Source organism: Pseudomonas sp. R32 (assembly GCF_009866705.1).
In the GTDB taxonomy this organism is placed as follows: domain Bacteria; phylum Pseudomonadota; class Gammaproteobacteria; order Pseudomonadales; family Pseudomonadaceae; genus Aquipseudomonas; species Aquipseudomonas donghuensis.
In genome coordinates, this window is record NZ_CP019396.1 from 546,792 (window position 1) to 569,806 (window position 23,015).

Consider the following 23,015-nt stretch of genomic DNA (forward strand, 5'->3'; position numbering starts at 1 on the left):
CCCAGAAGTAGAGGGTTCTTTCGTGTCTGCCGTTCTCTCACTGTTACGAAGCCGCCTGTTGCGGCCTGTCTTTGTTGCTCTTGGTATCGCTCTTTTGGTGCAGGTGCTGGTCGCGGTCGCGCTGACCCGGAGCACGGTCACTGCTCTGGAGGCCGATCTGGACAATCGTCTGGCTACCGACAGCCAGAAGCTTGCCGCTGAACTCGAACAGGCTGGCAGGGAGGTCAGCTCCGGGCTCGATAGCCTCTCCACCAGTACCCGTCAGCGCCTGACTGCAGGCCTTTCCACGCGCTTGCAGGATGAACAGGCACAATTGCGCGCGACCCTTGAAAAGAACCTCAAGGATTCGGCCAACGACATGGCCGAGCTGCTGGCCTCGGTGGCGCCGCGAGCCATGTGGGATAACGACGTGCCGACCCTGTCGGAGTTCTCCCGTCGGGCCCAGCGCAACCCCAACGTGTTGTTCGTGGTGTACGACGACGCTCAGGGCCAGCACCTGACCCGTTACCTCAACCGGCAGAACCCGATCAACCAGGCGCTGCTGGAGAGGGGGCAGGGCGAGCGGGCGCTGGACAAGGTACTGGACGCCGCGCGTAACGACCCGTCGGTGTACCTTGTCGAAGCCTCGATCAACCCCAACGGTGTCGAGATCGGCAAGGTGCTGATGGGCGTCTCCACTGCCGTGGTTGACCATGAGCTGGTGGCGCTGGACAAGCGCTTCTCGGCGTTGATTGCCAGTGGTGATCAACTGGTTGGCGACAGCCTGGTGGGCGCCGCAGCAGACAGCAACAAGGCCCTGAGCGCGCGCCTGGAAGCGGCTCAGGCGAGTGCGGCCGGCATGCAGGCCAACACTGCGCAAAGCGTCCAGGACGCCGCGGCAACCCTGCGCTGGAACATCGGCGTGGGTCTGGCCCTGGTCGGCCTGGGCGTGTTGCTGGTGGTGGCCGTGGTGCTCGGTCGGCGCGTGGTCAACAAGTTGCGCCTGTTGATCGCTGCGTTGAACGACCTGGCGGCGGGTGAGGGCGATCTGACCAAGCGCGTCACCATCGACAGCCGCGACGAGATCGGCGATATGGCCGCAGCGGTCAATCAGTTCGTCGCCAAGCTGCAGCCCATCGTTCGCGAGGCCGGCGAGGTGGCCCAGCGTACCGGCATCGAGATCGGCGCCATGGCCCAGCGCAATGCTGGCGCCGACGCCGCTGCCGAGCTGCAGCGCGATGAGGTTGCCGCCAGCCTGCGCGACCTGTCGAGCATGGCCGATGAGGCCCAGGCCGAAAGCCAAGCCATGCAATCGGCCTTGCAGCAGGTGGTGGATATTCGTCAGGCCACTGACGAGAACAGCCGTACCTCTACTCAGGTGGCCAAGCTTATCGAGGACCTGGCCGGGCAGGTCGAGACCGGTTCCAAGGTCATCGAGCGCCTGGCCCAGCAAAGCGAGCAGATCGAGGTGGTGCTGACGGTGATCCATGGCATCGCCGAGCAGACCAACTTGCTGGCGCTCAACGCTGCCATCGAGGCGGCGCGCGCCGGGGAAACCGGCCGTGGTTTTGCTGTGGTGGCCGATGAGGTGAGGGCGCTGGCGAGCAAAACCCAGAGCTCTACCGGTGATATCCAGGCGCATATCGGTGCGTTGCAGCAAGGGGCGAAAGAAGCGGTGGCGGCGATCAGCCAGGCAGGGCGGCAAGCCAGCGAGGGCCTGCTGGTGCTACGCGATAACGCTCGCGTGCAGCAGTCGGTGCAGGCCTCGGTGGAGCAGGTGCATGCGGCCATCGGCCTGGCTACCCGTGCGGCTGAGCAGCAGGCGCAGGGTGCTCAGGCGGTGCGCGGCCGGGTGCAGACCATTCACACCCAGGCCGAGCGGGCCGCCGAGGTGGTGATGCAGACCACCGCCAGCAGCAAGGTGCTCGATGACCTGGCAGCGCAGCTCAAGGCCAGCTTGGGGCAGTTCCGGGCTTGAGCGTAATCGCGGGGCAAGCCCGCTCCCACCGTGGGAGCGGGCTTGCCCCGCGATGCTTTTCAGGCATCACGCGCGGTTCAGGTACATCCGCGTAGTCAGCAGATACACCGGCAACCCGGACACCAGAATCAACAGCGCCGCATAAGGTGCCGCTGCCGCGAACTCGACGTTGGCGGTATGCGCCCACACCTCGGTGGCCAGGGTGGTCATGCCGGTCGGGCTGAGCAGCAGGGTCGCCGTCAGTTCCTTCATGGCATCCAGGAACACCAGGGCAAATGCCGCAGCCAGGGCCGGGAAGATGATTGGCAGGGTCACCCGGCAGAACGCCGTGAACTGCGTCGCGCCAAGGGTGCGTGCGGCTTCTTCAAGCTGTGGCGCCGCCTTGTTCAGGGCCGTGCGCACCGGTGCCTGGGCCAGCGGCAGGAACAGCAGCGCATAAGCCAGCAACAACAATCCTGTGGTCTGGTACAGCGCCGGCACGTAGTGCAGGGCGAAGTACACCAGGGTCAGGGCAATCACCAACCCCGGCAGCGCATGCAGCAAGTACGGCAGGCGCTCGGCCCAGATCGCCAGGCGGCCCTTGTAGCGCACCACCAGGAAGCTAACCGGCAGTGCCAGCAACAGGCTCAGCCCGGCGCCACCCAGTGACAGCGACAGCGACGAGAACAGGGCGCGGCTGATATCGGCCAGCGGAAACGCCGCCGACGAGCCAACACTCAGCCAGTAGCCGAGCATTCCCAACGGAATGCCGCTGCCCAGCAGTGCCAATGTCAGGCAGTACAGCTGCCCCACCGGCATCCACGCGCGCAGGTGAATCGGCGCACCACGCCGGGCCACGCCCTGGCCGATCCGCACATGCCGGGCTTTGCCGCGCACGCGCAGTTCCAGCCATAGCATCAGCAGACACATGAACAACAGCACCGCCGAGAGCATGGCGGCGTTGGCGTTGCTGAACTCCAGCTCGAACTGCTGGTAGATCGCGGTGGTGAACGTCTGCAGGCCGAGGATCGACAAGGCGCCGAACTCCACCAGCATGTGCAGGGCAATCAACAGGCTACCACCGATGATCGACGGCCATAGCAGCGGTAGGGTGATGCGAAAGAATACGCCCCAGCGTGTCTGTCCCAGGGTGCGCGCCGACTCTTCCAGCGAGGTGTCGAGGTTGCGCAACGTGGCCGCCACCGGCAGGAACACCAGCGGATATTTGGACAGGCTCATTACCAGGATGGCGCCGCCCAGGCCTTCGAAGCGCGGGCTCAGCGATACCCAGGTAAAGCCGCTGACAAACGCCGGCACGGCAAACGGCAGGCACAGGATCACGCCCCACAGGCGCCGCCCTGGCAGGTCGCTGCGCTCAAGCAACCAGGCCAGGGATACGCCCAGGGCCATGCAGGCCAGGGTGACGCCGGCCATGAGCATCAGGGTGTTGCGCAGCAGGCCCCAAACGAACGGGCGCCAGAGCAGGTGCAAGGCTTCGCGCCAGCCGGCTTCCCAGGTCTTGAGGGCGACATACAGCAGCGGTAACAGGCTCAGCCCGACCAGCAGCAACACCGGCAGCACCACCCAGATCGACGGGCGCTTGCGCTTGGGTACGTAACGGCTGGCCAGTGCGGCCGCGGGCAGGGCTGCGCTCATTACAGCAGGCCAACTTCGCGTTCGAGCTCCAGGGCTTCTTCGGCATTACCCAGGTCGGCCGGGCTGATTTTCGGCGGGCGCAGGTCTTCGAAGGGCTTCAGGCCCTGGTCCGAGACCATGCCTTTATGCAGCGGATACTCGGCGGTGGTCTGGGTAATCACCCGCTGGCCTTCTTCGCTGGCCATCCAGGCCAGTAGCGCCTGGGCTTGTTTCGGGTGTTTGCTGGCTTTCACCGCAGCAGCGCTGGAGATGGTGACCAGGCCGCCAGCGTCGCCATCGGCCAGGTAGTAGAGTTTCGAGTCCAGCTGGCCGCGCTCTTTCTTCAGGGCGTACCAGTAGTAGTTGTTCACCAGCACCGCCGCGACTTCGCCGTTCTCCACGGCTTTGAGTGCAACCATGTTGTTGGTGTAGGTCTTGCCGAAGGCCTTGAGGCCGGTCAGCCATTCTTCGGCGGCGTCGCGGCCGTGCAGCTTGAGGATGGCCACGGCCTGTTCCTGGAACGCGCCGCTGGTCGGCACGAAGCCGATCTTGCCGTCCCACTCGGGGTCGGCGAAATCCATCACCGAGGGCGGCAGGTCTTTCTCGTCGATCACCTTGGGGTTGAAGGCGACCACGCGAGTGCGCGCGGTGACGCCCATCCAGGTGCCGTTGCCGGCGACATATTCCTTAGGCAGCACCTGCAGGGTCGAATCATCGATCTTGGCCAGCAGGCCCAGCTCGCCGAGGTTGTTCAGCGGTGGCGATTCTTCGGTGTAGATGACGTCGGCGGGGGAGCGATCGCCTTCTTCGATGATCTGGCTGGCCAGCTGGTTGCTGCTGCCCTTGCGAATGTTGATGTGGATACCGGTCTTGGCCTCGTAGGCCTTGGCGATGGCTTCACCGATTTCCTTGTGCTGGCCGTTGTACAGGGTCAGTGCCACAGGATCGGCGGCCATGGCGGCTGGCGTGCCCAGCACCATGGCAAAAACAGAGACGGCCAGGCCGCGCAACAGGGTGTTATTGCGGAACGTCATGCGGGTACTTCCTCGCTTGCGGCTACATATCTGGAAACAATGATAATCGATATCGCTTCTCAAATGCCCTTGTGAGGGAAAATTCATGAGCAGGCTATCGGTCGTTTCAGGATTGCAGGCGAGGAAAAGGGGAGGGGCAGAAACGAAAAAACCCGCTTTCGCGGGTTTGATCTGAATTGGTGCCCAGAAGAAGACTCGAACTTCCACGACCGTAAGGTCACCAGCACCTGAAGCTGGCGTGTCTACCAATTTCACCATCTGGGCAAAATGAAGCGGTGTAGCTTGAAACAAAAACAGTGTAGCGTGTTGCAGTAAATCTCAGAAGCCGGAGGCAGTTCTAAGATTTGAAATTGGTGCCCAGAAGAAGACTCGAACTTCCACGACCGTAAGGTCACCAGCACCTGAAGCTGGCGTGTCTACCAATTTCACCATCTGGGCATTTCGCTGAGGAACATGATGCTTCACATCGTGTTGCATCTCAACTATAACGACGGTGTCCGTCGCTGTGGTGCGCACTATACGGATGCCTCTGAGAGCTGTAAACCCCCGTTCAGAAAAAATCTTAAAAAATTCAAGTCGTTGTTCCTTATGATGGTTTTGGCAGCATTGAGGGGGCTCTGACAGGGCTGTCCAAGCCTGAAATTTCCGGTTTCAATACGCCTATGCCAAACTAACCCTTATATAGACAAGGTGAACCCCTCCTAATGGCCGATTGGCAGACCCTCGATCCCGAGGCCGCTCGTGAAGCGGAAAAATACGAAAACCCTATTCCTAGCCGTGAGCTGATCCTCCAGCGTCTGGACGAGCGCGGCTCGCCGGCAGCCCGTGAGCAGCTGGTCGAAGAGTTCGGCCTGACCACCGAAGACCAGATCGAAGCCCTGCGCCGCCGCCTGCGTGCGATGGAGCGCGACGGCCAGCTGATCTATACCCGGCGCGGCACTTATGCCCCGGTAGACAAGCTCGACCTGATCCTCGGCCGCATCGCCGGCCACCGCGACGGCTTCGGTTTCCTGATCCCGGATGACGGCAGCGACGACCTGTTCCTCAGCCCCGCACAAATGCGCCTGGTGTTCGATGGCGACCGCGCCCTGGCCCGGGTTTCCGGCCTGGACCGTCGTGGCCGCCGCGAAGGTGTGGTGGTCGAAGTGATCTCCCGTGCCCACGAGAGCATCGTCGGCCGCTACTTCGAAGAAGGCGGTATCGGCTTTGTCACCCCCGACAACCCCAAGGTCCAGCAGGAAGTGCTGATCACCCCGGGTCGCAACGGCGGTGCCAAGATCGGTCAGTTCGTCGAGGTCAAGATCACCCACTGGCCGACCCCGCGCTTCCAGCCTCAGGGCGATATCACCGAAGTGATCGGCAACTACATGGCCCCGGGCATGGAAATCGACGTTGCCCTGCGCAGCTACGATATTCCGCATGTCTGGCCAGAAGCCGTGATCAAGGAAGCGCGCAAGCTCAAGCCGGAAGTCGAAGAGAAAGACAAAGAGCACCGCGTCGATCTGCGCCATCTGCCGTTCGTCACCATCGACGGCGAAGATGCCCGCGACTTCGACGATGCGGTGTACTGCGAGAGCCTGGGCAAGTTGCGCCTGTTCTCCGGTGGCTGGCGCCTGTACGTGGCGATCGCCGACGTCTCCAGCTACGTGCGCCTGGGTTCTGCCCTGGATGCCGAAGCCCAGGTGCGCGGCAACTCGGTGTATTTCCCCGAGCGCGTGGTGCCGATGCTGCCCGAAGAGCTGTCCAACGGCCTGTGCTCGCTGAACCCGCACGTCGACCGCTTGGCGATGGTCTGTGAAATGACCATCAACAAGTCCGGGCAGATGGTCGATTACCAATTCTACGAAGCGGTGATCCACTCTCATGCGCGCCTGACCTACAACAAGGTCAGCAGCATGCTCGAACACGCCCGTACCCGCGAAGGCAAGGCCCTGCGCGAGCAGTACAGCAACGTGGTGCCGGACCTCAAGCAGCTCTATGCGCTGTACAAGGTGCTGCTGGCGGCCCGTCATACCCGTGGTGCGATCGACTTCGAAACCCAGGAAACCCGGATCATCTTCGGGGCCGAGCGCAAGATCGCCGAAATTCGCCCGACCGTGCGCAACGACGCCCACAAGCTGATCGAGGAGTGCATGCTGGCGGCCAACGTGGCCACCGCCGAGTTCCTCAAGAAGCACGAAATCCCTGCGCTGTACCGTGTTCACGACGGTCCGCCGCCGGAGCGCCTGGAAAAACTGCGCGCCTTCCTGGGCGAGCTGGGCCTGTCCCTGCACAAGGGCAAGGAGGGGCCGTCGCCCAAGGATTACCAGGCACTGCTGGCGAGCATCGCCGACCGCCCGGATTTCCACCTGATCCAGACCGTGATGCTGCGCTCCCTGAGCCAGGCGGTGTACAGCGCCGACAACAATGGCCACTTCGGTCTGAATTACGAGGCGTACACCCACTTCACCTCGCCGATCCGTCGCTACCCGGACCTGCTCACCCACCGGGCCATCCGCAGCGTGATCCGTTCGCGCCAGGAAACCCCGCATGTCAAGCGTGCCGGTGCGATGAGCATTCCCAAGGCGCGTATCTACCCGTACGACGAGGCGACCCTGGAACAGCTCGGCGAGCAGTGTTCGATGAGCGAGCGGCGTGCCGACGAGGCCACCCGCGACGTGGTCAACTGGCTCAAGTGCGAGTACATGAAAGACCGCGTCGGCGAGAGCTTCCCGGGTGTGATCACCGCGGTGACCGGCTTTGGCCTGTTCGTCGAGCTGACCGACATCTACGTCGAAGGCATGGTGCACGTCAGCGCCTTGCCGGGTGATTACTACCACTTCGACCCTGTGCATCACCGCCTGGCCGGTGAACGTACCGGGCGCAACTTCCGCCTGGGCGACACCGTCGAGGTGCGGGTGATGCGCGTCGATCTCGAGCAGCGCAAGATCGACTTCGAGATGGCCGAGAACACCCTCAAGGCGCCGATTGGTCGCAAGCAGCGTGGCGAAGGCGTGCGTCCACAAGACGGCAAGCCGGTACCGGTGCTCGACAAGGCTGAAGTGACCAAGGCCGCTGAACCTGCGCGCCGGAGCAAGAAGAACGAAACCGCCGAAGCCTATTTCCCCTCCCATGCCGCGGCGAAAAACGCCGAAGTGCGCAAGAGCCGGGAGATGAAGAAGGCCTTGATGTCCGATGCCAAGCACGCAGGTAGCAAGCCGGCATCCAAGTCGGGCAAGTCGGAAAAACCGAGCAAGCACCGTAAAGGGCCGCCGAAAGCCGGCTCCGCGTCACGTAAACCCAAGGCCAAGTCATGAGTCAGTTGGAAAAGATCTACGGCGTGCATGCCGTGGAAGCCCTGTTGCGTCATCACCCCAAGCGGGTCAAGCAGATCTGGTTGTCCGAAGGGCGCAGCGAGCCGCGCCTGCAGCCACTGCTTGAGCTTGCTGCGCAGAACCGCGTGGCGGTCGGCCAGGCCGAGCGTCGCGAGATGGATGCCTGGGTTGAAGGCGTGCACCAGGGCGTGGTGGCTGAAGTCAGCCCGAGCCAGGTCTGGGGCGAGGCGATGCTCGAAGAGCTGCTCGACCGTACTGAGGGCGCGCCGCTGATCCTGGTGCTCGACGGCGTCACCGACCCGCACAACCTCGGCGCCTGCCTGCGCACCGCCGATGCTGCCGGCGCCCTGGCGGTGGTGGTGCCCAAGGACAAGTCGGCGACCCTGACCCCTGCGGTGCGTAAAGTGGCCTGCGGTGCGGCCGAAGTCATCCCCTTGGTGGCGGTCACCAACCTGGCGCGGACCCTGGAGAAGCTCCAGCAACGTGGCCTGTGGGTGGTGGGCACGGCGGGCGAGGCCGAGCAGGAGCTGTATCAACAGGACCTGACGGGCCCGACCATCCTGATCATGGGCGCCGAAGGCAAGGGCATGCGCCGCTTGACCCGCGAGCACTGTGATTTTCTGGTCAAGCTGCCGATGGCCGGTAGCGTCAGCAGCCTCAACGTCTCGGTGGCGACGGGCGTGTGCCTGTTCGAGGCCGTTCGTCAGCGGCAGGCCAAGCGCAAGGCTTGATATCGGCGCTGCATCTATCGCGGGTCAAGCCCGCTCCCACAAGGACTTGTAGGAGCGGGCTTGACCCGCGATGCTTTTCTAGCTGCTCAATAATTCACCAATTGCCTTGCTTGTCTTTCGGCGCTTCTCTACAATTGCGCCCCTTGCCATGTTGGCAGGCGTTCATGCGCCTTTTCCCAGGGCAAGACATACAAGTGTCCTTCACTCCTTGTCTGACCACTCTGGTGGCAGACTACAACCCGTAAGGAGCATTCATGCGTCATTACGAAATCATCTTTCTGGTCCACCCTGACCAGAGCGAGCAAGTCGGCGGCATGGTTGAGCGTTACACCAAGCTGATCGAAGAAGACGGCGGCAAAATCCACCGTCTGGAAGACTGGGGCCGTCGTCAACTGGCCTATGCAATCAACAATGTTCACAAGGCTCACTACGTGATGCTGAACGTTGAGTGCACCGGCAAGGCCCTGGCCGAGCTGGAAGACAACTTCCGCTACAACGATGCCGTGATCCGTAACCTGGTCATCCGTCGCGACGAAGCCGTTACCGGCCAGTCCGAGATGCTCAAGGCTGAAGAGAACCGCAGTGAGCGCCGTGAGCGTCGCGACCGTCCTGAGCATGCTGACAGCGCCGATGGCGATGACAGCAACGACAGCGACAACAGCGATAACGCTGACGAGTAATCCACGGACCTTTTGAGGAGCCTATTACATGGCACGTTTCTTCCGTCGTCGTAAATTCTGCCGCTTCACTGCTGAAGACGTGAAAGAGATCGATTACAAAGATCTCAACACCCTGAAAGCTTACGTATCCGAAACCGGCAAGATCGTTCCAAGCCGTATCACCGGTACCAAAGCTCGTTATCAGCGTCAGCTGGCTACCGCTATCAAGCGCGCCCGCTTCCTGGCCCTGCTGCCCTACACCGACAGCCACGGCCGCTGAGACCGGGTCGTCGACAAGTAGCAAAGGATAAAGTGCATGCGAGCGCTAGCTGATTACATCATGCGCGGACGTGTGCAGGCCACGCTTGTCGTGGCCGGATCGGCGGCATTGCCGCTGTTGTTCTGGTTGAGTGCCGCTGCGGGATGCCTTGTGCTTCTGCGGCGCGGTTCGGACGCATTGAGCGTCCTTGGTCTGGGATTGCTGGCGACGTTGTTGAGCTGGCACTTCCTGAAGGACCCGACAGCGTTGCTGGTGCTGGTGGGGTCTTGCAGCCTTGCGTTGGTTTTGCGCGCAGGCCATTCCTGGAACCGCGTGCTGCTGGTCAGCGTGGTAGTGGGGTTGTTGTTTGCGGTGAGCCTGGGGACCTTGCTGGGTCCTTACATCGATTCACTCGCCAAAGCGTCGCAAGATGCCTTGCCGTTAGTGATGGGTAAAGCCTACGAGACTATCTCGGCGGACCAGAAGGCAATGCTCGCCTCAGTGATGGCCCCAATCTTGATCGCTTCAATAGCGATAACGCTGCAGGTCTTTAGCGTGTCATGTCTGATTCTTGGGCGTTATTGGCAGGCGTTGTTGTACAACCCAGGTGGTTTCGGTCGCGAATTTCGCGCGATTCGGTTCCCCAAGGGCGTGATGCTGGCATTGCTGGCCGTCATGTTTGTAGCACCGTTCATGGGGCTGCACGCATTGATTCTGTTGCCGCTGTGCAGTGTTGCGTTCATGTTCGCCGGGCTGGCCCTGATTCACGGGCTGGTCGCGCAGAAACGCCTGGCCAATTTTTGGCTGGTGGGGTTATACGTCACGCTGTTGCCTTTCATGCACTTGATCGGTCCATTGCTCGTGGTTCTGGCCATTGTCGACAGCCTGATTGATTTTCGTGGTCGTTCAGCATCCAAGGATGCCGATGACGCGAACGGTGAAGGTTAAAAGTTAAGAGGTTAATACCAAATGGAACTGATCCTGCTGGAAAAAGTCGCCAACCTGGGCAACCTGGGCGACAAGGTAAATGTTAAGGCCGGTTACGGTCGTAACTTCCTGCTGCCATTCGGCAAAGCCACCGCTGCGACCGCTGCCAACCTGGCTGCGTTCGAAGAGCGTCGTGCTGAGCTGGAAAAAATCGCTGCAGAGAAAAAAGCTTCGGCCGAAACTCGCGCTGCCCAACTGGCTGAGCTGGAAGTGACCATCACTGCCACCGCCGGTGACGAAGGCAAGCTGTTCGGTTCGATCGGCACCCACGACATCGCTGACGCCCTGACCGCCTCCGGCGTTGAAGTGGCCAAAGCTGAAGTTCGTCTGCCGAACGGCACCATCCGTAACGTCGGCGAATACGACGTTGCCGTGCACCTGCACAGCGACGTTGAAGCCACCGTTCGCGTGGTTGTTGTCGCAGCCTAAGCTGTACCGATCGGCTGGCACCTTGGGTGTCAGCCGGTTAACATCGGGCACGATCCTGCTTTGCAGGTCGTGCCCTTTGTCTTTTTCATCACCCTGATTCCTGCGTGGCCATGAACGAGATAACCGCCCCCGAGCAATATGATCTGCAAACCGCTGCCCTGAAGGTGCCGCCGCATTCCATCGAGGCCGAACAGGCCGTGCTCGGTGGCTTGATGCTGGACAACAACGCCTGGGAGCGGGTGCTCGATCAAGTCTCCGATGGCGACTTCTACCGGCATGACCACCGCCTGATCTTCCGCGCTATCCACAAGCTCGCCGACCAGATGGCCCCGTTCGACGTGGTCACCCTGCACGAGCAGCTGGACAAGGAAGGCCTGAGTTCGCAAGTCGGCGGCCTGGGTTACCTGGGCGAGCTGGCCAAGAACACCCCGTCGGTGGCCAACATCAAGGCCTATGCCGCGATCATCCGCGAGCGGGCGACCCTGCGCCAACTGATCAGCATCAGCAACGAGATCGCCGACAGCGCCTTCAACCCCCAGGGGCGCAATGCCGCGGAGATCCTCGACGAAGCCGAACGGCAAATCTTCCAGATCGCCGAAGCCCGACCGAAAACCGGCGGCCCGGTGGGCGTCAACGACCTGCTGACCAAGGCCATCGACCGCATCGATACGTTGTTCAACACCGACAGCGCGATCACCGGCCTGTCCACCGGCTACACCGATCTCGACGAGAAGACCAGCGGCCTGCAGCCCGCCGACCTGATCATCGTCGCCGGTCGTCCGTCGATGGGTAAGACCACCTTCGCCATGAACCTGGTGGAGAACGCCGTACTGCGCAGCGACAAGGCGGTACTGGTGTACTCCCTGGAGATGCCAGGCGAATCGCTGATCATGCGTATGCTGTCCTCGCTCGGGCGCATCGACCAGACCAAGGTGCGTTCCGGCCAGCTGGAAGACGACGACTGGCCGCGCCTGACCTCGGCGGTCAATCTGCTCAACGACCGCAAGCTGTTCATCGACGATACCGCCGGCATCAGCCCGTCGGAGATGCGTGCGCGTACCCGCCGCCTAGTGCGCGAGCATGGCGACATCGCCATGATCATGATCGACTACCTGCAGCTGATGCAGATCCCGGGCTCCAGCGGCGACAACCGCACCAACGAGATTTCCGAGATCTCCCGCTCGCTCAAGGCCCTGGCCAAAGAGTTCAACTGCCCGGTAGTCGCCTTGTCGCAGCTCAACCGCTCCCTCGAGCAGCGGCCAAACAAGCGCCCGGTGAACTCCGACTTGCGTGAATCCGGTGCGATCGAGCAGGACGCCGACGTGATCATGTTCGTTTACCGCGACGAGGTCTACCACCCGGAGACCGAGCACAAGGGCATTGCCGAAATCATCATCGGCAAGCAGCGGAACGGCCCGATCGGCTTTATCCGCCTGGCCTTCATCGGCAAGTACACACGCTTCGAAAACCTCGCGCCGGGCAGTTACAACTTCGACGACGACGAGTAAGTCGCTCAGCCGTCACTGGCGGCTCTGAACAGTTCGCGCGCTGCCTGAGGGCTGAAGGCAGCACGCCAGATCGGCACATGGGCTTGCCCCTCCCGCTCGGCCTGGGCCTGTGATGCCGCGCCCAGGCGGCTTTGCGCCAGGGTCTTCAAGTGCGCGCCCTTGAGTTGGAACTGCTCCATGGCGGTCGTTGTGGCATCGTAGTGAAAATGCGCTTCCCACAGTGTCGAGCGGCTGCCCTGGACATCGCGGATCTGGTAAATGTCGAGGAAGTGCTTGTTCCGGCCTTTACCGCGCGGCGCTCGCATCAGTGTCTTGTGCACGCTCACTTGCCGGTGCTCGATCAGGTACAGCAGGCGATTGATGTCGAGCGTTTCCGGTGATTTGTACAGCATCAGGCGCAATGCTTCGCCGTGCTGGCGCAAGCGCTGGGCGCCGCCGCGCAGGCGATCGAGCAGTGTTCGCTGTTCAGCCTCGGTGCTGGATGACTCAATGCCCTGTGCCAAAACCTCCAAGGCCCCGGCGTGACGCTCAAGGGCCTCGACGATGTTGGTCGGGTTTTGCTGTTTCTCGGCATCCTGGCGTGCGCTGTCCAGTTGCTGCTCGACTTTGCCCAGAAACGTATTGGCCTGGGACAGTTGCGTTGCCAGTGACGCAGCGGTGCCAACTCTGCGCTCAACGGCAAGTGGCTGCCAGTAGCCGGCCACCGGATTGACGTAGCGCTGCACCCGGGGCCCGGCAACGATGCCGGGGCTGATGATATCGACCACTTCCCGGCCCTGCTCGTCGGTATGTGCTTGCCCTACCTTAAATGCCGTAGTGCCCTGCTGCCTGACTTTGATCACCCGCTTGCGTGGCCCGGCGACAGGCCGCTGCAGCGGTTGGGCGGGCAGAAAGTCAGTGTCCAGGGCCTGCGAATCAAGGCTCAACAAGGTGTTGCTGGTCAGGTCCCGATACATCGACTCAAGTCGCTGCTGTATCTGCCGAATGAGGCTGACCAGCACCTGGTCGATATCGCGCAGGTGGGCTTTATCCAGCGTGGCAGCGGTGTCCTGCATGGATCTTAGCCCTTGCTGGTGGCTGTCGAACTGGCGTTGCAGGTCATCGAGCAGTGAGAGCTGATAGTTTTCCGGGAGGCTGTCCAGGTCGGTGTAGGTGGTCAGGGCGTCGTGCAGTTGCACCAGGCGCAGCGCCGCCTCGGTATTGAACTGGATCGGGGCTTGCGGGTCCGGAGTGTCGCTGATCACCAGCAAGTCCAACTTGAACAGGATCACCGCTGCTTGGCGCATCAGCGGGGTTGCAGGGAAGTCTTCCCTGGCTCGGGCGAGATAGGTGTCGGTCTGAGTGCCTGGAAAACCGCTGGACAGGGCCTCGATATAGGCGGCGTGCTTGTCGAGGAAGGGGCGTTTTTCTTCCAGGTGCTGGAGGATGCGCCGGTGTTGCAGGCGATAGCGGCCATGCTCGCCTTGATGCGGGTCGGCCAGCATTTCCCCGGTTTCACCGGTGAAGGCGAGGTCCTGGCTGAGCATGATTTTTTCCAGGCAATGAAGCCGATACACGTGCATCTCTCGTTGCTGGGGCAGTGTTTGCGGATCGCCCAGGATTGCAAGCAGGTCGATCTTCGTCGAAATGTGTTTGATGGCTTTCCAGTAGGTCACCACCAGGGCGGCGATGGCTTGTTGCTGTGTGTCTGAGCCTCCAATCGCGGCGTTGACCCGGGCAGTGACTTGGGTCATCTGGTCGGCGGTCGTCAGCAGTGCCTGGTTGACCTCAAGCAGTTGCTGGCGAGTGTTGTGCTGCTGTTGAAATTGGGCAGCTCGCTCGGCTGTGGCTGCTGCGCGGTTCTGCTCCTGCATTTGCGCCAGACGCCCTCCTCGGCGGGGCATGCCGGCGGCGCCAGGAACCCGGGCGTAGTACCAGTGCTGGCGATACAGCACAATCGCCGGGCTATCGGCGCGCGGGCCGTCTGCCAGCCGCCATACCCGCCATTCTGGCGTTGATGCCGGGGCGTCAGGCACTATCGGGTATGCCGCGCCCTCGATCATGGCGTAGGTTGTCCCTTGGTAATGATGAATTCCGCTGCCAGGCGTGCCAGCAGTACTGGCCAATGGATGGGCGCTGACCCTCAATCGCCCGGCTGAGACCGCTTGCAGAGGGGGCTCGGCCAGCAGTTCCGGCAGCAGTTCGCGGTTGCGCAGGGCGATGTCGAGCAGTTGTGCGCGCAACATGGCAACACTAACGTCCTTGCGCAATGGGTTGTGTGGATGCTCGTGCAAGGCTTGCAGGAGTGCAGCGCCTGGCATGTCCTGGAAGTGATAGTGGCTGCCGGTGCGGGTCAAGTTCAGGTAGCCCGTGGCGTCGGGAGCAGCGAAGTACTGAACGGGCGGTGCGGGGGCGAAGCCTGTAGCGGGTGGGGCCTGAAGGTTCTCTTCGATGCGGATGCCTGATGTGGCTGGCCACTCAGGGTGGCTGGCGAGCAATTGACAGCACAGGGCTTCGACATCCCGGTCGGGGCCCGCCAGTTCATCGTCCAGCTTGCACAGCGCCAACAGGCTGCGGCTTTCTTGCGCAAGCCCGAGCACGGTCGCAATGGGGCCGGGCTCGATGAGGCTGTCCGCTTGTAGCTGCATCAGCTCGGGGTGGCGGTGCAGGGCTTCGCGCGCGGCCGCAACAGACAGACCGGGGAAGCGCAGGGTCAGGGCGGCAATGGCCGGGTTGCCCTCTGCGTTGGTCGGTTGTTGCCTTTCAATCACGCAGCGCAGTTGCCAAGGCAGGTCCGCTGCGACGCGCCATGCCGCCTCCAGCTGTTCGCGCTGCACACCGCTCAGGCGCAACACTGAGGTTATCGCCTTGGCTGGGAGCTGAGGCAGCAGGTGTTCCAGCAATTTGGCGGCGCTCCAGCTTCGCGAATCCAGTTGCTGCGCCACGCGTGCCTCAATTGCCGGTGCACGGCCAAGGGCCGTCACCAACTGCCTTGAGCGGCGCGCCGAGAGCCGTGCGCCGAGGCCCTGAAGCCTGGCGCTGATTATCAGGTCGGCGATATCAGCCGCTGCCTGGACTGCTTCGCTGGTGCGGCCGGACAGCAGTGCGTTGGCTGCGCAAATCGACTGGAAACCGAGGCTGGCGAAGGTGGCGGTTAGCATGGCGCGGTTGAGACCGGTAACGCCGCCGGGAACCGACAGCGTCAGCAGCTCCAGCACTTCGCTGACCACGAACAGCGCACCTTTCTGGAAGGTGTCGAAATCCACGCTGTTGTTGCTGATCGCCATCAGCGAAAGGTCGGCGGCGATCCCGTGCTGCTGCTCCTGGGCGATAGCCTGGAGCAGTGATTGCGATTTCCACGGGCTGTTCGGGTTCTCGACGACATCGAGCAGGGCGGTGGAGGGCTGGGTGGCGAAGGTGTCGTACAGCCATTTGGCCAATGCATTGAGCTGGTTGCGGTCAACGTTGTCAGGCTTGAGCAGTGCCGAGAGCTTTTGTTGTAGCGCAAGCGGCAGCCATTGATAGAGCCAATGCAACGCGCTGGTGTTTTGGCTCTGGTGGATCTGCTGGCGCAGCGAGTCCACAGCGTCGACGGCCGAGACGTGAGAGCGCCAGGCGCCGCCCGGGCGTTCGGGAAAATAGCTGAAAACCCCATCGCCCAGGCGCACCACGAAGAATGGCAGAGGAATCAGGTTGCCCATCAGGGTCTGGGTCATGCGCTGGCTGGCCAGTGCATCCAGTGCCTGCTTGATCGGCCTGAGCAGTGGCTGGGCCTCGGCCAGCCGAAGCAGGTGCTCGATGACCCCGTCCGGCAACTTAAGGCTGAAATACGTCCACTGCAGGCCCCCTGGTCGCTCGCAGGCCGTTTGCAGGCTAGCCAGTTGCTCACGGTTGAATTCGTGGTCTTCGGTGCTGCGATAGGCTTCCAGCAGGGCAAATTGCAGCAGGGCACGCTGGTAGTCGCTGACCGCTTGTGCGCTCAGGGCAGGTAGCTTCTGCTGCAACGCGTCTTGCAAGCGCTTGCCCAGGTTCAGCTTGCGCACGATATCGACGAAGGTGCTGACCGGGATCAGCGAATGACGCCCACCTGACTCGCGGGTGTTGATGCTGCTGGCCCTGAGGAAGTCCTGTCCTGAGCCGCTTTGCAGGGCAATGTTGAAGCCAAAGTTGTCCTGGGCTGCCTGCCAGAGGCTGCGAGTCTGCAGGTGTTCGACTTCCTGGTGGGGGAACTCGCGCTGAATCTCCAGCGAATAGGTGTGCAGGTAGGTGCTCAGGGGGTCCAGCGCCTGGCCGGATGCCAGGGCAAGTTGTTGGCGCAGGTCCTCCAGGGCCTGGTGCTCGAAAGTCCGTTGAAACTGACGCAGGGCATCGCTCAGGCGCTGGCGCAGTTGCGGGCCGAGACGGGCCAGTTGCAGGTAGCGGCGCTGTTCTTGTTCATCCAGGGTTTGCAAGGTCTGGTTCAGATGCTCTTCAATCAGCTCCAGGGTCAGTCGATCCGACCAGCGTTGCTGGTCGTTGGCTGCCAGTGGGTCCTGCTCGACAGTTGAGGGGGGCATGGTGTGCGTCTCCATTGGTGGAAAACGCAGATCAGAGCGCGGCACTGGCGGCGACGGGCGGTAAATAATTGTTGTGGGTTGATTCCGACCACCACCGTCGGATTTGGTCAATTTTTGTGCTATATTCCGCGCCCGCGATTTTTCATCGATTAGCCACCGGTCACTGACATGCAAGCAGCCAAACCACTTTTCGACTATCCCAAGTACTGGGCCGAATGCTTCGGGCCAGCACCGTTCCTGCCGATGAGCAGGGAGGAGATGGATCAGCTCGGCTGGGATTCCTGCGACATCATCATCGTGACCGGTGATGCCTACGTCGACCACCCGTCGTTCGGCATGGCCATCATCGGCCGCCTGCTGGAGGCCCAGGGCTTTCGCGTGGGCATCATTGCCCAGCCGAACTGGCAGTCCAAAGACGACTTCATGAAGCTCGGCGAGCCGAACCTGTTCTTCGGCGTCGCGGCCGGCAACATGGACTCGATGATCAACCGCTACACGGCCGACAAGAAGATTCGTTCCGACGATGCCTACACCCCGGGCGGTATGGCCGGCAAGCGTCCGGACCGCGCCAGCCTGGTTTACAGCCAGCGCTGCAAGGAAGCCTACAAGCATGTGCCGATCGTCCTCGGCGGCATTGAAGCCTCCCTGCGCCGTATTGCGCATTACGACTACTGGCAGGACAAGGTGCGTCATTCGATCCTGATCGACGCCTGCGCCGACATCCTGCTGTACGGCAACGCCGAGCGGGCCATCGTCGAAGTGGCCCAGCGCTTGTCGTTCGGTGAGTCGATCGAGAACATCACCGACATTCGCGGCACTGCCTTCGTACGCCGTGATACCCCGCAAGGCTGGTACGAGGTCGACTCGACCCGTATCGACCGCCCGGGCAAGGTCGACAAGATCATCAACCCGTACGTCAACACCCAGGACACCCAGGCCTGCGCCATCGAGCAGGAGAAGGGCGAGGTCGAAGACCCGAACGAAGCCAAGGTGGTGCAGATTCTCGCCAGCCCGCGCATGACCCGCGACAAGACGGTCATCCGTCTGCCGTCGTTCGAGAAGGTTCGCAACGACCCGGTGCTCTATGCCCACGCCAACCGCGTGTTGCACCTGGAAACCAACCCGGGCAACGCCCGTGCCCTGGTGCAGAAGCATGGCGAAGTGGACGTCTGGTTCAACCCGCCACCCATTCCTATGACCACCGAAGAAATGGACTACGTGTTCGGCATGCCCTATGCGCGCATCCCGCACCCGGCGTACGGCAAGGAGAAAATCCCTGCCTACGACATGATCCGTTTCTCGGTGAACATCATGCGCGGCTGCTTCGGCGGCTGCACCTTCTGCTCGATCACCGAGCACGAAGGGCGCATCATCCAGAACCGTTCGCACGAGTCGATCATTCGCGAGATCGAAGAGATCCGTGACAAGGTTCCCGGTTTTACCGGGGTGATCTCCGACCTTGGTGGCCCGACCGCGAACATGTACCGCATCGCCTGCAAGAGCCCCGAGATCGAATCGGCGTGCCGCAAGCCATCGTGCGTGTTCCCCGGCATCTGCCCGAACCTGAACACCGACCACTCGGCGCTGATCAAGCTGTACCGCAGCGCCCGTGACCTGCCAGGGGTGAAGAAGATCCTCATCGCCTCTGGCCTGCGTTACGACCTGGCGGTGGAATCGCCGGAGTACGTCAAGGAGCTGGTGACCCACCACGTCGGCGGCTACCTGAAGATTGCCCCGGAGCATACCGAGGAAGGCCCGCTGAACCAGATGATGAAACCGGGCATCGGTAGCTACGACCGCTTCAAGCGCATGTTCGAGAAGTACTCGAAAGAGGCGGGCAAGGAGCAGTACCTGATCCCGTACTTCATCGCCGCGCACCCGGGCACCACCGACGAAGACATGATGAACCTGGCCCTGTGGCTCAAGGGCAACGGCTTCCGTGCCGACCAGGTGCAGGCGTTCTACCCGTCGCCAATGGCGTCGGCCACGGCCATGTATCACTCGGGCAAGAACCCGCTGCGCAAGGTCACCTACAAGAGCGACCCGGTGACCATCGTCAAGAGCGAGCAGCAGCGCCGCCTGCACAAGGCGTTCCTGCGCTATCACGACCCGAAGGGCTGGCCGATGCTGCGTGAAGCCCTGGAACGCATGGGCCGTGCCGACCTGATCGGCCCGGGCAAGCACCAGTTGATCCCGCTGCACCAGCCGGCGACCGACAGCTACCAGAGTGCCCGGCGCAAGAACTCGACCCCGGCCGGCAGCCACAAGGTGGCCAAGGAACAGAAGATCCTCACCCAGCACAACGGCTTGCCGCCGCGTGCCAGTGACGGTTCCAAGCCTTGGGACAAGCGCGAACAGGCCAAGGCTGCGGCGTTTGCCCGCAACCAGGAAGCGGCCAAGGCGCGCAAGGATGCCGCCAAGGGCGGCAAGGGCAAGAAGAAGCCCGCCCGCCAGCCGGTTCTGCCGCGCTAACTGAAACGCCAGCCTTCGGGCTGGCGTTTTTGTTTGCGTCGCTGGCAAAGCCTCAAATCTGTGCAAGGCTTGCACGGCGGCCTCGCTACGGTGCGTTTTGAGTGCGACGGTACGGGCTGCATGCAAGGAATCGCAGGCCTGGGGCCATGGCACAAGTCTTGCGCGGTTCCACTACCGCCCAGGCTCGCAGGAGGCCCGCCGTGTCGATTCATGTCGCCTTGCACCATGTCACCGAATACCGCTACGACCGCGCGGTTGAACTGGGCCCGCAAATCGTGCGCCTGCGTCCGGCGGCCCACAGCCGCACGCGGATCCTTTCCTACGGACTGAAAGTGCAACCGGGTGGGCATTTCATCAATTGGCAGCAGGACCCACAGGGCAATTACCTGGCGCGCCTGGTGTTTCCGGAAAAGACCGACAGCCTGCGTGTCGAAGTCGACCTGGTCGCCGAGATGGCGGTGTTCAACCCTTTCGACTTCTTCCTTGAACCCTACGCCGAGCAGATTCCCTTTAGCTATGGCCGTGACGAACGCCATGAGCTGATGCCCTACCTGGAACAGCTGCCGCTGACGCCGATGTTCGCCACCTACCTGCAAAGCATCGAGCGCGCGCCGCAAGCCAGCGTCGATTTCCTGGTGGCGCTCAATCAGCGCCTGAGCGAAGACATCAGTTACCTGATTCGCCTGGAGCCTGGCGTGCAAACCCCGGAGCAGACCTTGGAACTGGGCTCCGGCTCCTGCCGCGATTCGGCCTGGCTGTTGGTGCAACTGCTGCGCCACCTGGGCTTGGCGGCGCGGTTTGTCTCCGGTTATCTGATTCAGCTGACGGCCGACATCAAGTCGCTGGACGGGCCGTCCGGCACCGAAGAAGATTTCACCGACCTGCACGCCTGGTGCGAGGTGTACCTGCCAGGTGCTGGCTGGGTCGGCCTGGACGCCACCTCAGGGCTGTTTGCCGGTGAAGGTCATATTCCATTGGCCTGTAGTTCCGATCCGACTTCAGCGGCGCCGATCAGTGGCCTGGTCGAGCCCTGCGCATGCACCTTCGAACATGACATGAGCGTCGAGCGCCTGTGGGAATCGCCACGGGTGACGTTGCCCTACAGCGATGAGCAATGGCAGGCCATCGTTGCCCTCGGGCGGCAGGTGGATAGCGACCTGAAAGCGGCGGATGTACGCCTGACCATGGGCGGTGAACCGACCTTCGTGGCCATCGACGACCCTGACGGCGCCGAGTGGAATACCGCCGCGTTGGGTGCGAACAAGCGGCGCCTGGCGGGCGAACTGTTCCAGCGCCTGTACAAGCATTACGCCCCCAGCGCTCTGGTGCACTTCGGCCAGGGCAAGTGGTATCCGGGGGAGCAGCTGCCGCGCTGGTCGCTCAACTGCTTCTGGCGCCGCGATGGTGTGCCGTTGTGGAGCAACCCGGCGTTGATTGCCGACGAGCAGGAGGACCTCGGTGCCGACAGCAACCTGGCCGGGCGCTTCCTGGCCAGCGTTGCCGAACGGCTGAAGCTGCCGCCACGCTATGTCTTCGCCGCTTATGAAGACCACCTCTATTACCTATGGCGCGAGGGCGGCTTGCCGTCCAATGTGCGCGCCGACGATGCGCGCCTGAACGACGAGATGGAACGGGCGAGGCTGCGCAAGGTGTTTGGCCAGGGCCTGGACCAGGTCATCGGCCAGGTTCTGCCGCTGGCCCGCAGCGCCGACGAACAACGCTGGCAGAGTGGGCGCTGGTACCTGCGTGATGAACATTGCCGGCTGGTGCCTGGCGACTCGCCGCTTGGCTATCGCTTGCCGCTGGCGGCGCAGCCTTGGGTCAAGGCCGCTGAATACCCCTATGTGCACCCCGCCGACCCGAACCAGACCTTGGGCGACTTGCCCGGTTGTGAAGAGTTGCTCAAGGCCAGTGCGCAGCAGGCAGTCGACCAGCAGGAGCGCGCAGCCCCCGAGATCGATGCTTCGGCAGACTGGCTGACGCGCACGGCGCTGTGCGCCGAGCCGCGTGAGGGGCGGTTGTACCTGTTCATGCCGCCGCTGTCACGGCTGGAGGATTACCTCGAGCTGCTCGCAGTGATCGAAGCCACCGCGGCCGAGCTGCATTGCCCGGTCATCCTCGAAGGCTACGAGCCACCGGCCGATCCGCGCCTGGCCAATTTCAAAGTCACCCCCGACCCCGGCGTCATCGAGGTCAACGTGCAGCCTTCGGCCAGTTGGGATGAATTGGTGGAGCGCACCGAGTTTCTCTACGAACAGGCGCGGCTGACGCGCTTGAGCTGCGAAAAATTCATGATCGACGGCCGTCACACCGGTACCGGTGGCGGCAACCATTTCGTCCTTGGCGGCGCGACGCCGGCCGACTCCCCCTTCCTGCGCCGCCCCGACCTGCTGCGCAGCCCGATCAGCTACTGGCACAACCATCCGTCATTGTCCTACCTGTTTTCCGGCCTGTTCATCGGCCCGACGTCCCAGGCGCCGCGGGTTGATGAAGCGCGTAACGATGCCCTGTATGAGCTGGAAATCGCCTTCGCGCAGATGCCCGAGGCCGGTGAGCAATGCCCGCCGTGGCTGGTCGACCGGCTGCTGCGCAACCTGCTGATCGACGTTACCGGCAACACCCATCGCGCCGAGTTCTGCATCGACAAACTGTATTCCCCGGAGGGTCCGGCCGGGCGCCTGGGTTTGCTTGAGCTGCGTGCCTTCGAGATGCCGCCGCATGCACGCATGAGCCTGGTCCAGCAACTGCTGCTGCGTGCCTTGGTCGCGCGTTTCTGGCGTGAACCTTATGCGCCCAAGCGCCTGGCCCGCTGGGGGACCGAACTGCATGACCGGTTCATGCTGCCGCACTTTATCGAGCAGGACTTCGCTGATGTGCTGGTCGAGCTCAACGCCGCAGGTTACCCGCTGCGGGCCGAGTGGTTCGCCGCGCACCTGGAGTTTCGCTTTCCCAAGGTCGGCGACTTTGCCGTCAATGGCATTGAACTGGAACTGCGCCAGGCCCTGGAGCCCTGGCATGTACTGGGCGAGGAGGGCAGTGGCGGTGCCACCGTGCGTTATGTCGATTCGTCGCTGGAGCGCCTGCAGGTCAAGGTCAGCGGCCTGTCGCCGGAGCGCTATCAACTGACCTGTAACGGTCGGGCGCTACCCTTGCAGGCAACCGGGCGGGTCGGTGAGTTCGTCGCCGCCGTGCGCTATCGCGCCTGGCAGCCTGCCAATTGTTTGCAGCCGACCATCGCGGTGCATGTGCCGCTGGTGTTCGACCTGCTGGACACCTGGATGGGCCGTTCGCTAGGCGGCTGCCAGTACCATGTCGCCCATCCGGGCGGGCGCAGTTACCAGACCCTGCCGGTCAATGCCAACGAAGCCCAGAGCCGGCGTCAGGCGCGCTTCTTCCGCCTCGGACACAGCCCGGGCGTGATGGCGATCGCTGAGCCGCAGGTGAACCCGGAACTACCCTTTACCCTGGATTTGCGCCGCAGCTGAGCGCTACTCTGAACTGACTTGTGGCCTTCGA

At 62.6% G+C, this 23,015-nt stretch carries 13 protein-coding genes and 2 tRNA genes; 10 read left to right on the forward strand and 5 right to left on the reverse strand.

Features of this window, described 5'->3' with window-relative positions; all coding sequences use genetic code 11:
* The first annotated feature begins 22 nt into the window (after positions 1-22).
* Complete coding sequence (locus PspR32_RS02420) at positions 23-1,957, forward strand: methyl-accepting chemotaxis protein (protein ID WP_010221600.1); 1,935 nt, start codon at positions 23-25, stop codon at positions 1,955-1,957.
* 66 nt (positions 1,958-2,023) lie between these two features.
* On the opposite strand, the gene PspR32_RS02425 is transcribed toward PspR32_RS02420, so the two are convergent.
* From PspR32_RS02425 to PspR32_RS02440, 4 genes are all read right to left on the reverse strand, one after another.
* Positions 2,024-3,592, reverse strand: coding sequence for an ABC transporter permease (locus PspR32_RS02425; RefSeq protein WP_010221601.1), 1,569 nt, complete (start codon positions 3,590-3,592; stop codon positions 2,024-2,026).
* On the reverse strand, positions 3,592-4,605 hold the full coding sequence (locus tag PspR32_RS02430; RefSeq protein WP_010221602.1) for an extracellular solute-binding protein: 1,014 nt from the start codon (positions 4,603-4,605) through the stop codon (positions 3,592-3,594). Before PspR32_RS02430 ends, PspR32_RS02425 begins: the two co-directional genes overlap by 1 nt.
* A 177-nt stretch (positions 4,606-4,782) precedes the next feature.
* Positions 4,783-4,869: transfer RNA gene (locus PspR32_RS02435), tRNA-Leu, on the reverse strand.
* 87 nt (positions 4,870-4,956) lie between these two features.
* A tRNA-Leu gene (locus PspR32_RS02440) sits at positions 4,957-5,043 on the reverse strand.
* Between the two features lie 266 nt (positions 5,044-5,309).
* Between PspR32_RS02440 and rnr the strand changes: the two genes are divergently transcribed.
* The 7 genes from rnr to dnaB all read left to right on the forward strand — a co-directional run bounded on the left by rnr (position 5,310) and on the right by dnaB (position 12,492).
* Positions 5,310-7,901, forward strand: coding sequence for a ribonuclease R (rnr, locus tag PspR32_RS02445; RefSeq protein WP_010221603.1), 2,592 nt, complete (start codon positions 5,310-5,312; stop codon positions 7,899-7,901).
* Positions 7,898-8,650, forward strand: coding sequence for a 23S rRNA (guanosine(2251)-2'-O)-methyltransferase RlmB (gene rlmB, locus PspR32_RS02450; RefSeq protein WP_036995505.1), 753 nt, complete (start codon positions 7,898-7,900; stop codon positions 8,648-8,650). Before rnr ends, rlmB begins: the two co-directional genes overlap by 4 nt.
* A gap of 254 nt (positions 8,651-8,904) precedes the next feature.
* Positions 8,905-9,330: a 30S ribosomal protein S6 gene (gene rpsF / locus PspR32_RS02455; RefSeq protein WP_010221605.1), complete on the forward strand. Its 426-nt coding sequence runs from the start codon at positions 8,905-8,907 to the stop codon at positions 9,328-9,330.
* 28 nt (positions 9,331-9,358) lie between these two features.
* Positions 9,359-9,589 carry a 30S ribosomal protein S18 gene (gene rpsR / locus PspR32_RS02460; protein WP_009403887.1) on the forward strand — a complete coding sequence of 77 codons (231 nt, stop codon included), beginning with the start codon at positions 9,359-9,361 and terminating at the stop codon, positions 9,587-9,589.
* Positions 9,590-9,625: 36 nt separating this feature from the next.
* Positions 9,626-10,516, forward strand: a complete 891-nt coding sequence (locus PspR32_RS02465; RefSeq protein WP_010221606.1) for a hypothetical protein — start codon at positions 9,626-9,628, stop codon at positions 10,514-10,516.
* Positions 10,517-10,537: 21 nt separating this feature from the next.
* A complete protein-coding gene (rplI, locus tag PspR32_RS02470) occupies positions 10,538-10,984 on the forward strand; it encodes a 50S ribosomal protein L9 (protein WP_010221607.1) in 447 nt (148 codons plus the stop codon).
* A 110-nt stretch (positions 10,985-11,094) separates the two neighbouring features.
* Positions 11,095-12,492 carry a replicative DNA helicase gene (gene dnaB, locus PspR32_RS02475; RefSeq protein ID WP_010221608.1) on the forward strand — a complete coding sequence of 466 codons (1,398 nt, stop codon included), beginning with the start codon at positions 11,095-11,097 and terminating at the stop codon, positions 12,490-12,492.
* Positions 12,493-12,497: 5 nt separating this feature from the next.
* Here the strand turns inward: dnaB and PspR32_RS02480 are convergent, their stop codons facing one another.
* Positions 12,498-17,027, reverse strand: coding sequence for a hypothetical protein (locus PspR32_RS02480; protein WP_159388044.1), 4,530 nt, complete (start codon positions 17,025-17,027; stop codon positions 12,498-12,500).
* Between the two features lie 168 nt (positions 17,028-17,195).
* Between PspR32_RS02480 and PspR32_RS02485 the strand changes: the two genes are divergently transcribed.
* Positions 17,196-19,499 (forward strand): YgiQ family radical SAM protein, encoded by a 2,304-nt coding sequence (locus tag PspR32_RS02485; protein WP_036995507.1) that lies wholly within the window; start codon positions 17,196-17,198, stop codon positions 19,497-19,499.
* Positions 19,500-19,699: 200 nt separating this feature from the next.
* On the forward strand, positions 19,700-22,984 hold the full coding sequence (locus PspR32_RS02490; protein ID WP_159388045.1) for a transglutaminase family protein: 3,285 nt from the start codon (positions 19,700-19,702) through the stop codon (positions 22,982-22,984).
* Positions 22,985-23,015 lie beyond the last annotated feature (31 nt).

Bases quoted from the DNA above. Each gene is read 5' to 3' on its own strand.
- PspR32_RS02425 (WP_010221601.1), bottom strand. From the start codon at position 3,592: ATGAGCGCAGCCCTGCCCGCGGCCGCACTGGCCAGCCGTTACGTACCC.
- PspR32_RS02430 (WP_010221602.1), bottom strand. From the start codon at position 4,605: ATGACGTTCCGCAATAACACCCTGTTGCGCGGCCTGGCCGTCTCTGTT.
- rnr (WP_010221603.1), top strand. From the start codon at position 5,310: ATGGCCGATTGGCAGACCCTCGATCCCGAGGCCGCTCGTGAAGCGGAA.
- rlmB (WP_036995505.1), top strand. From the start codon at position 7,898: ATGAGTCAGTTGGAAAAGATCTACGGCGTGCATGCCGTGGAAGCCCTG.
- rpsF (WP_010221605.1), top strand. From the start codon at position 8,905: ATGCGTCATTACGAAATCATCTTTCTGGTCCACCCTGACCAGAGCGAG.
- rpsR (WP_009403887.1), top strand. From the start codon at position 9,359: ATGGCACGTTTCTTCCGTCGTCGTAAATTCTGCCGCTTCACTGCTGAA.
- PspR32_RS02465 (WP_010221606.1), top strand. From the start codon at position 9,626: ATGCGAGCGCTAGCTGATTACATCATGCGCGGACGTGTGCAGGCCACG.
- rplI (WP_010221607.1), top strand. From the start codon at position 10,538: ATGGAACTGATCCTGCTGGAAAAAGTCGCCAACCTGGGCAACCTGGGC.
- dnaB (WP_010221608.1), top strand. From the start codon at position 11,095: ATGAACGAGATAACCGCCCCCGAGCAATATGATCTGCAAACCGCTGCC.
- PspR32_RS02480 (WP_159388044.1), bottom strand. From the start codon at position 17,027: ATGCCCCCCTCAACTGTCGAGCAGGACCCACTGGCAGCCAACGACCAG.
- PspR32_RS02485 (WP_036995507.1), top strand. From the start codon at position 17,196: ATGCAAGCAGCCAAACCACTTTTCGACTATCCCAAGTACTGGGCCGAA.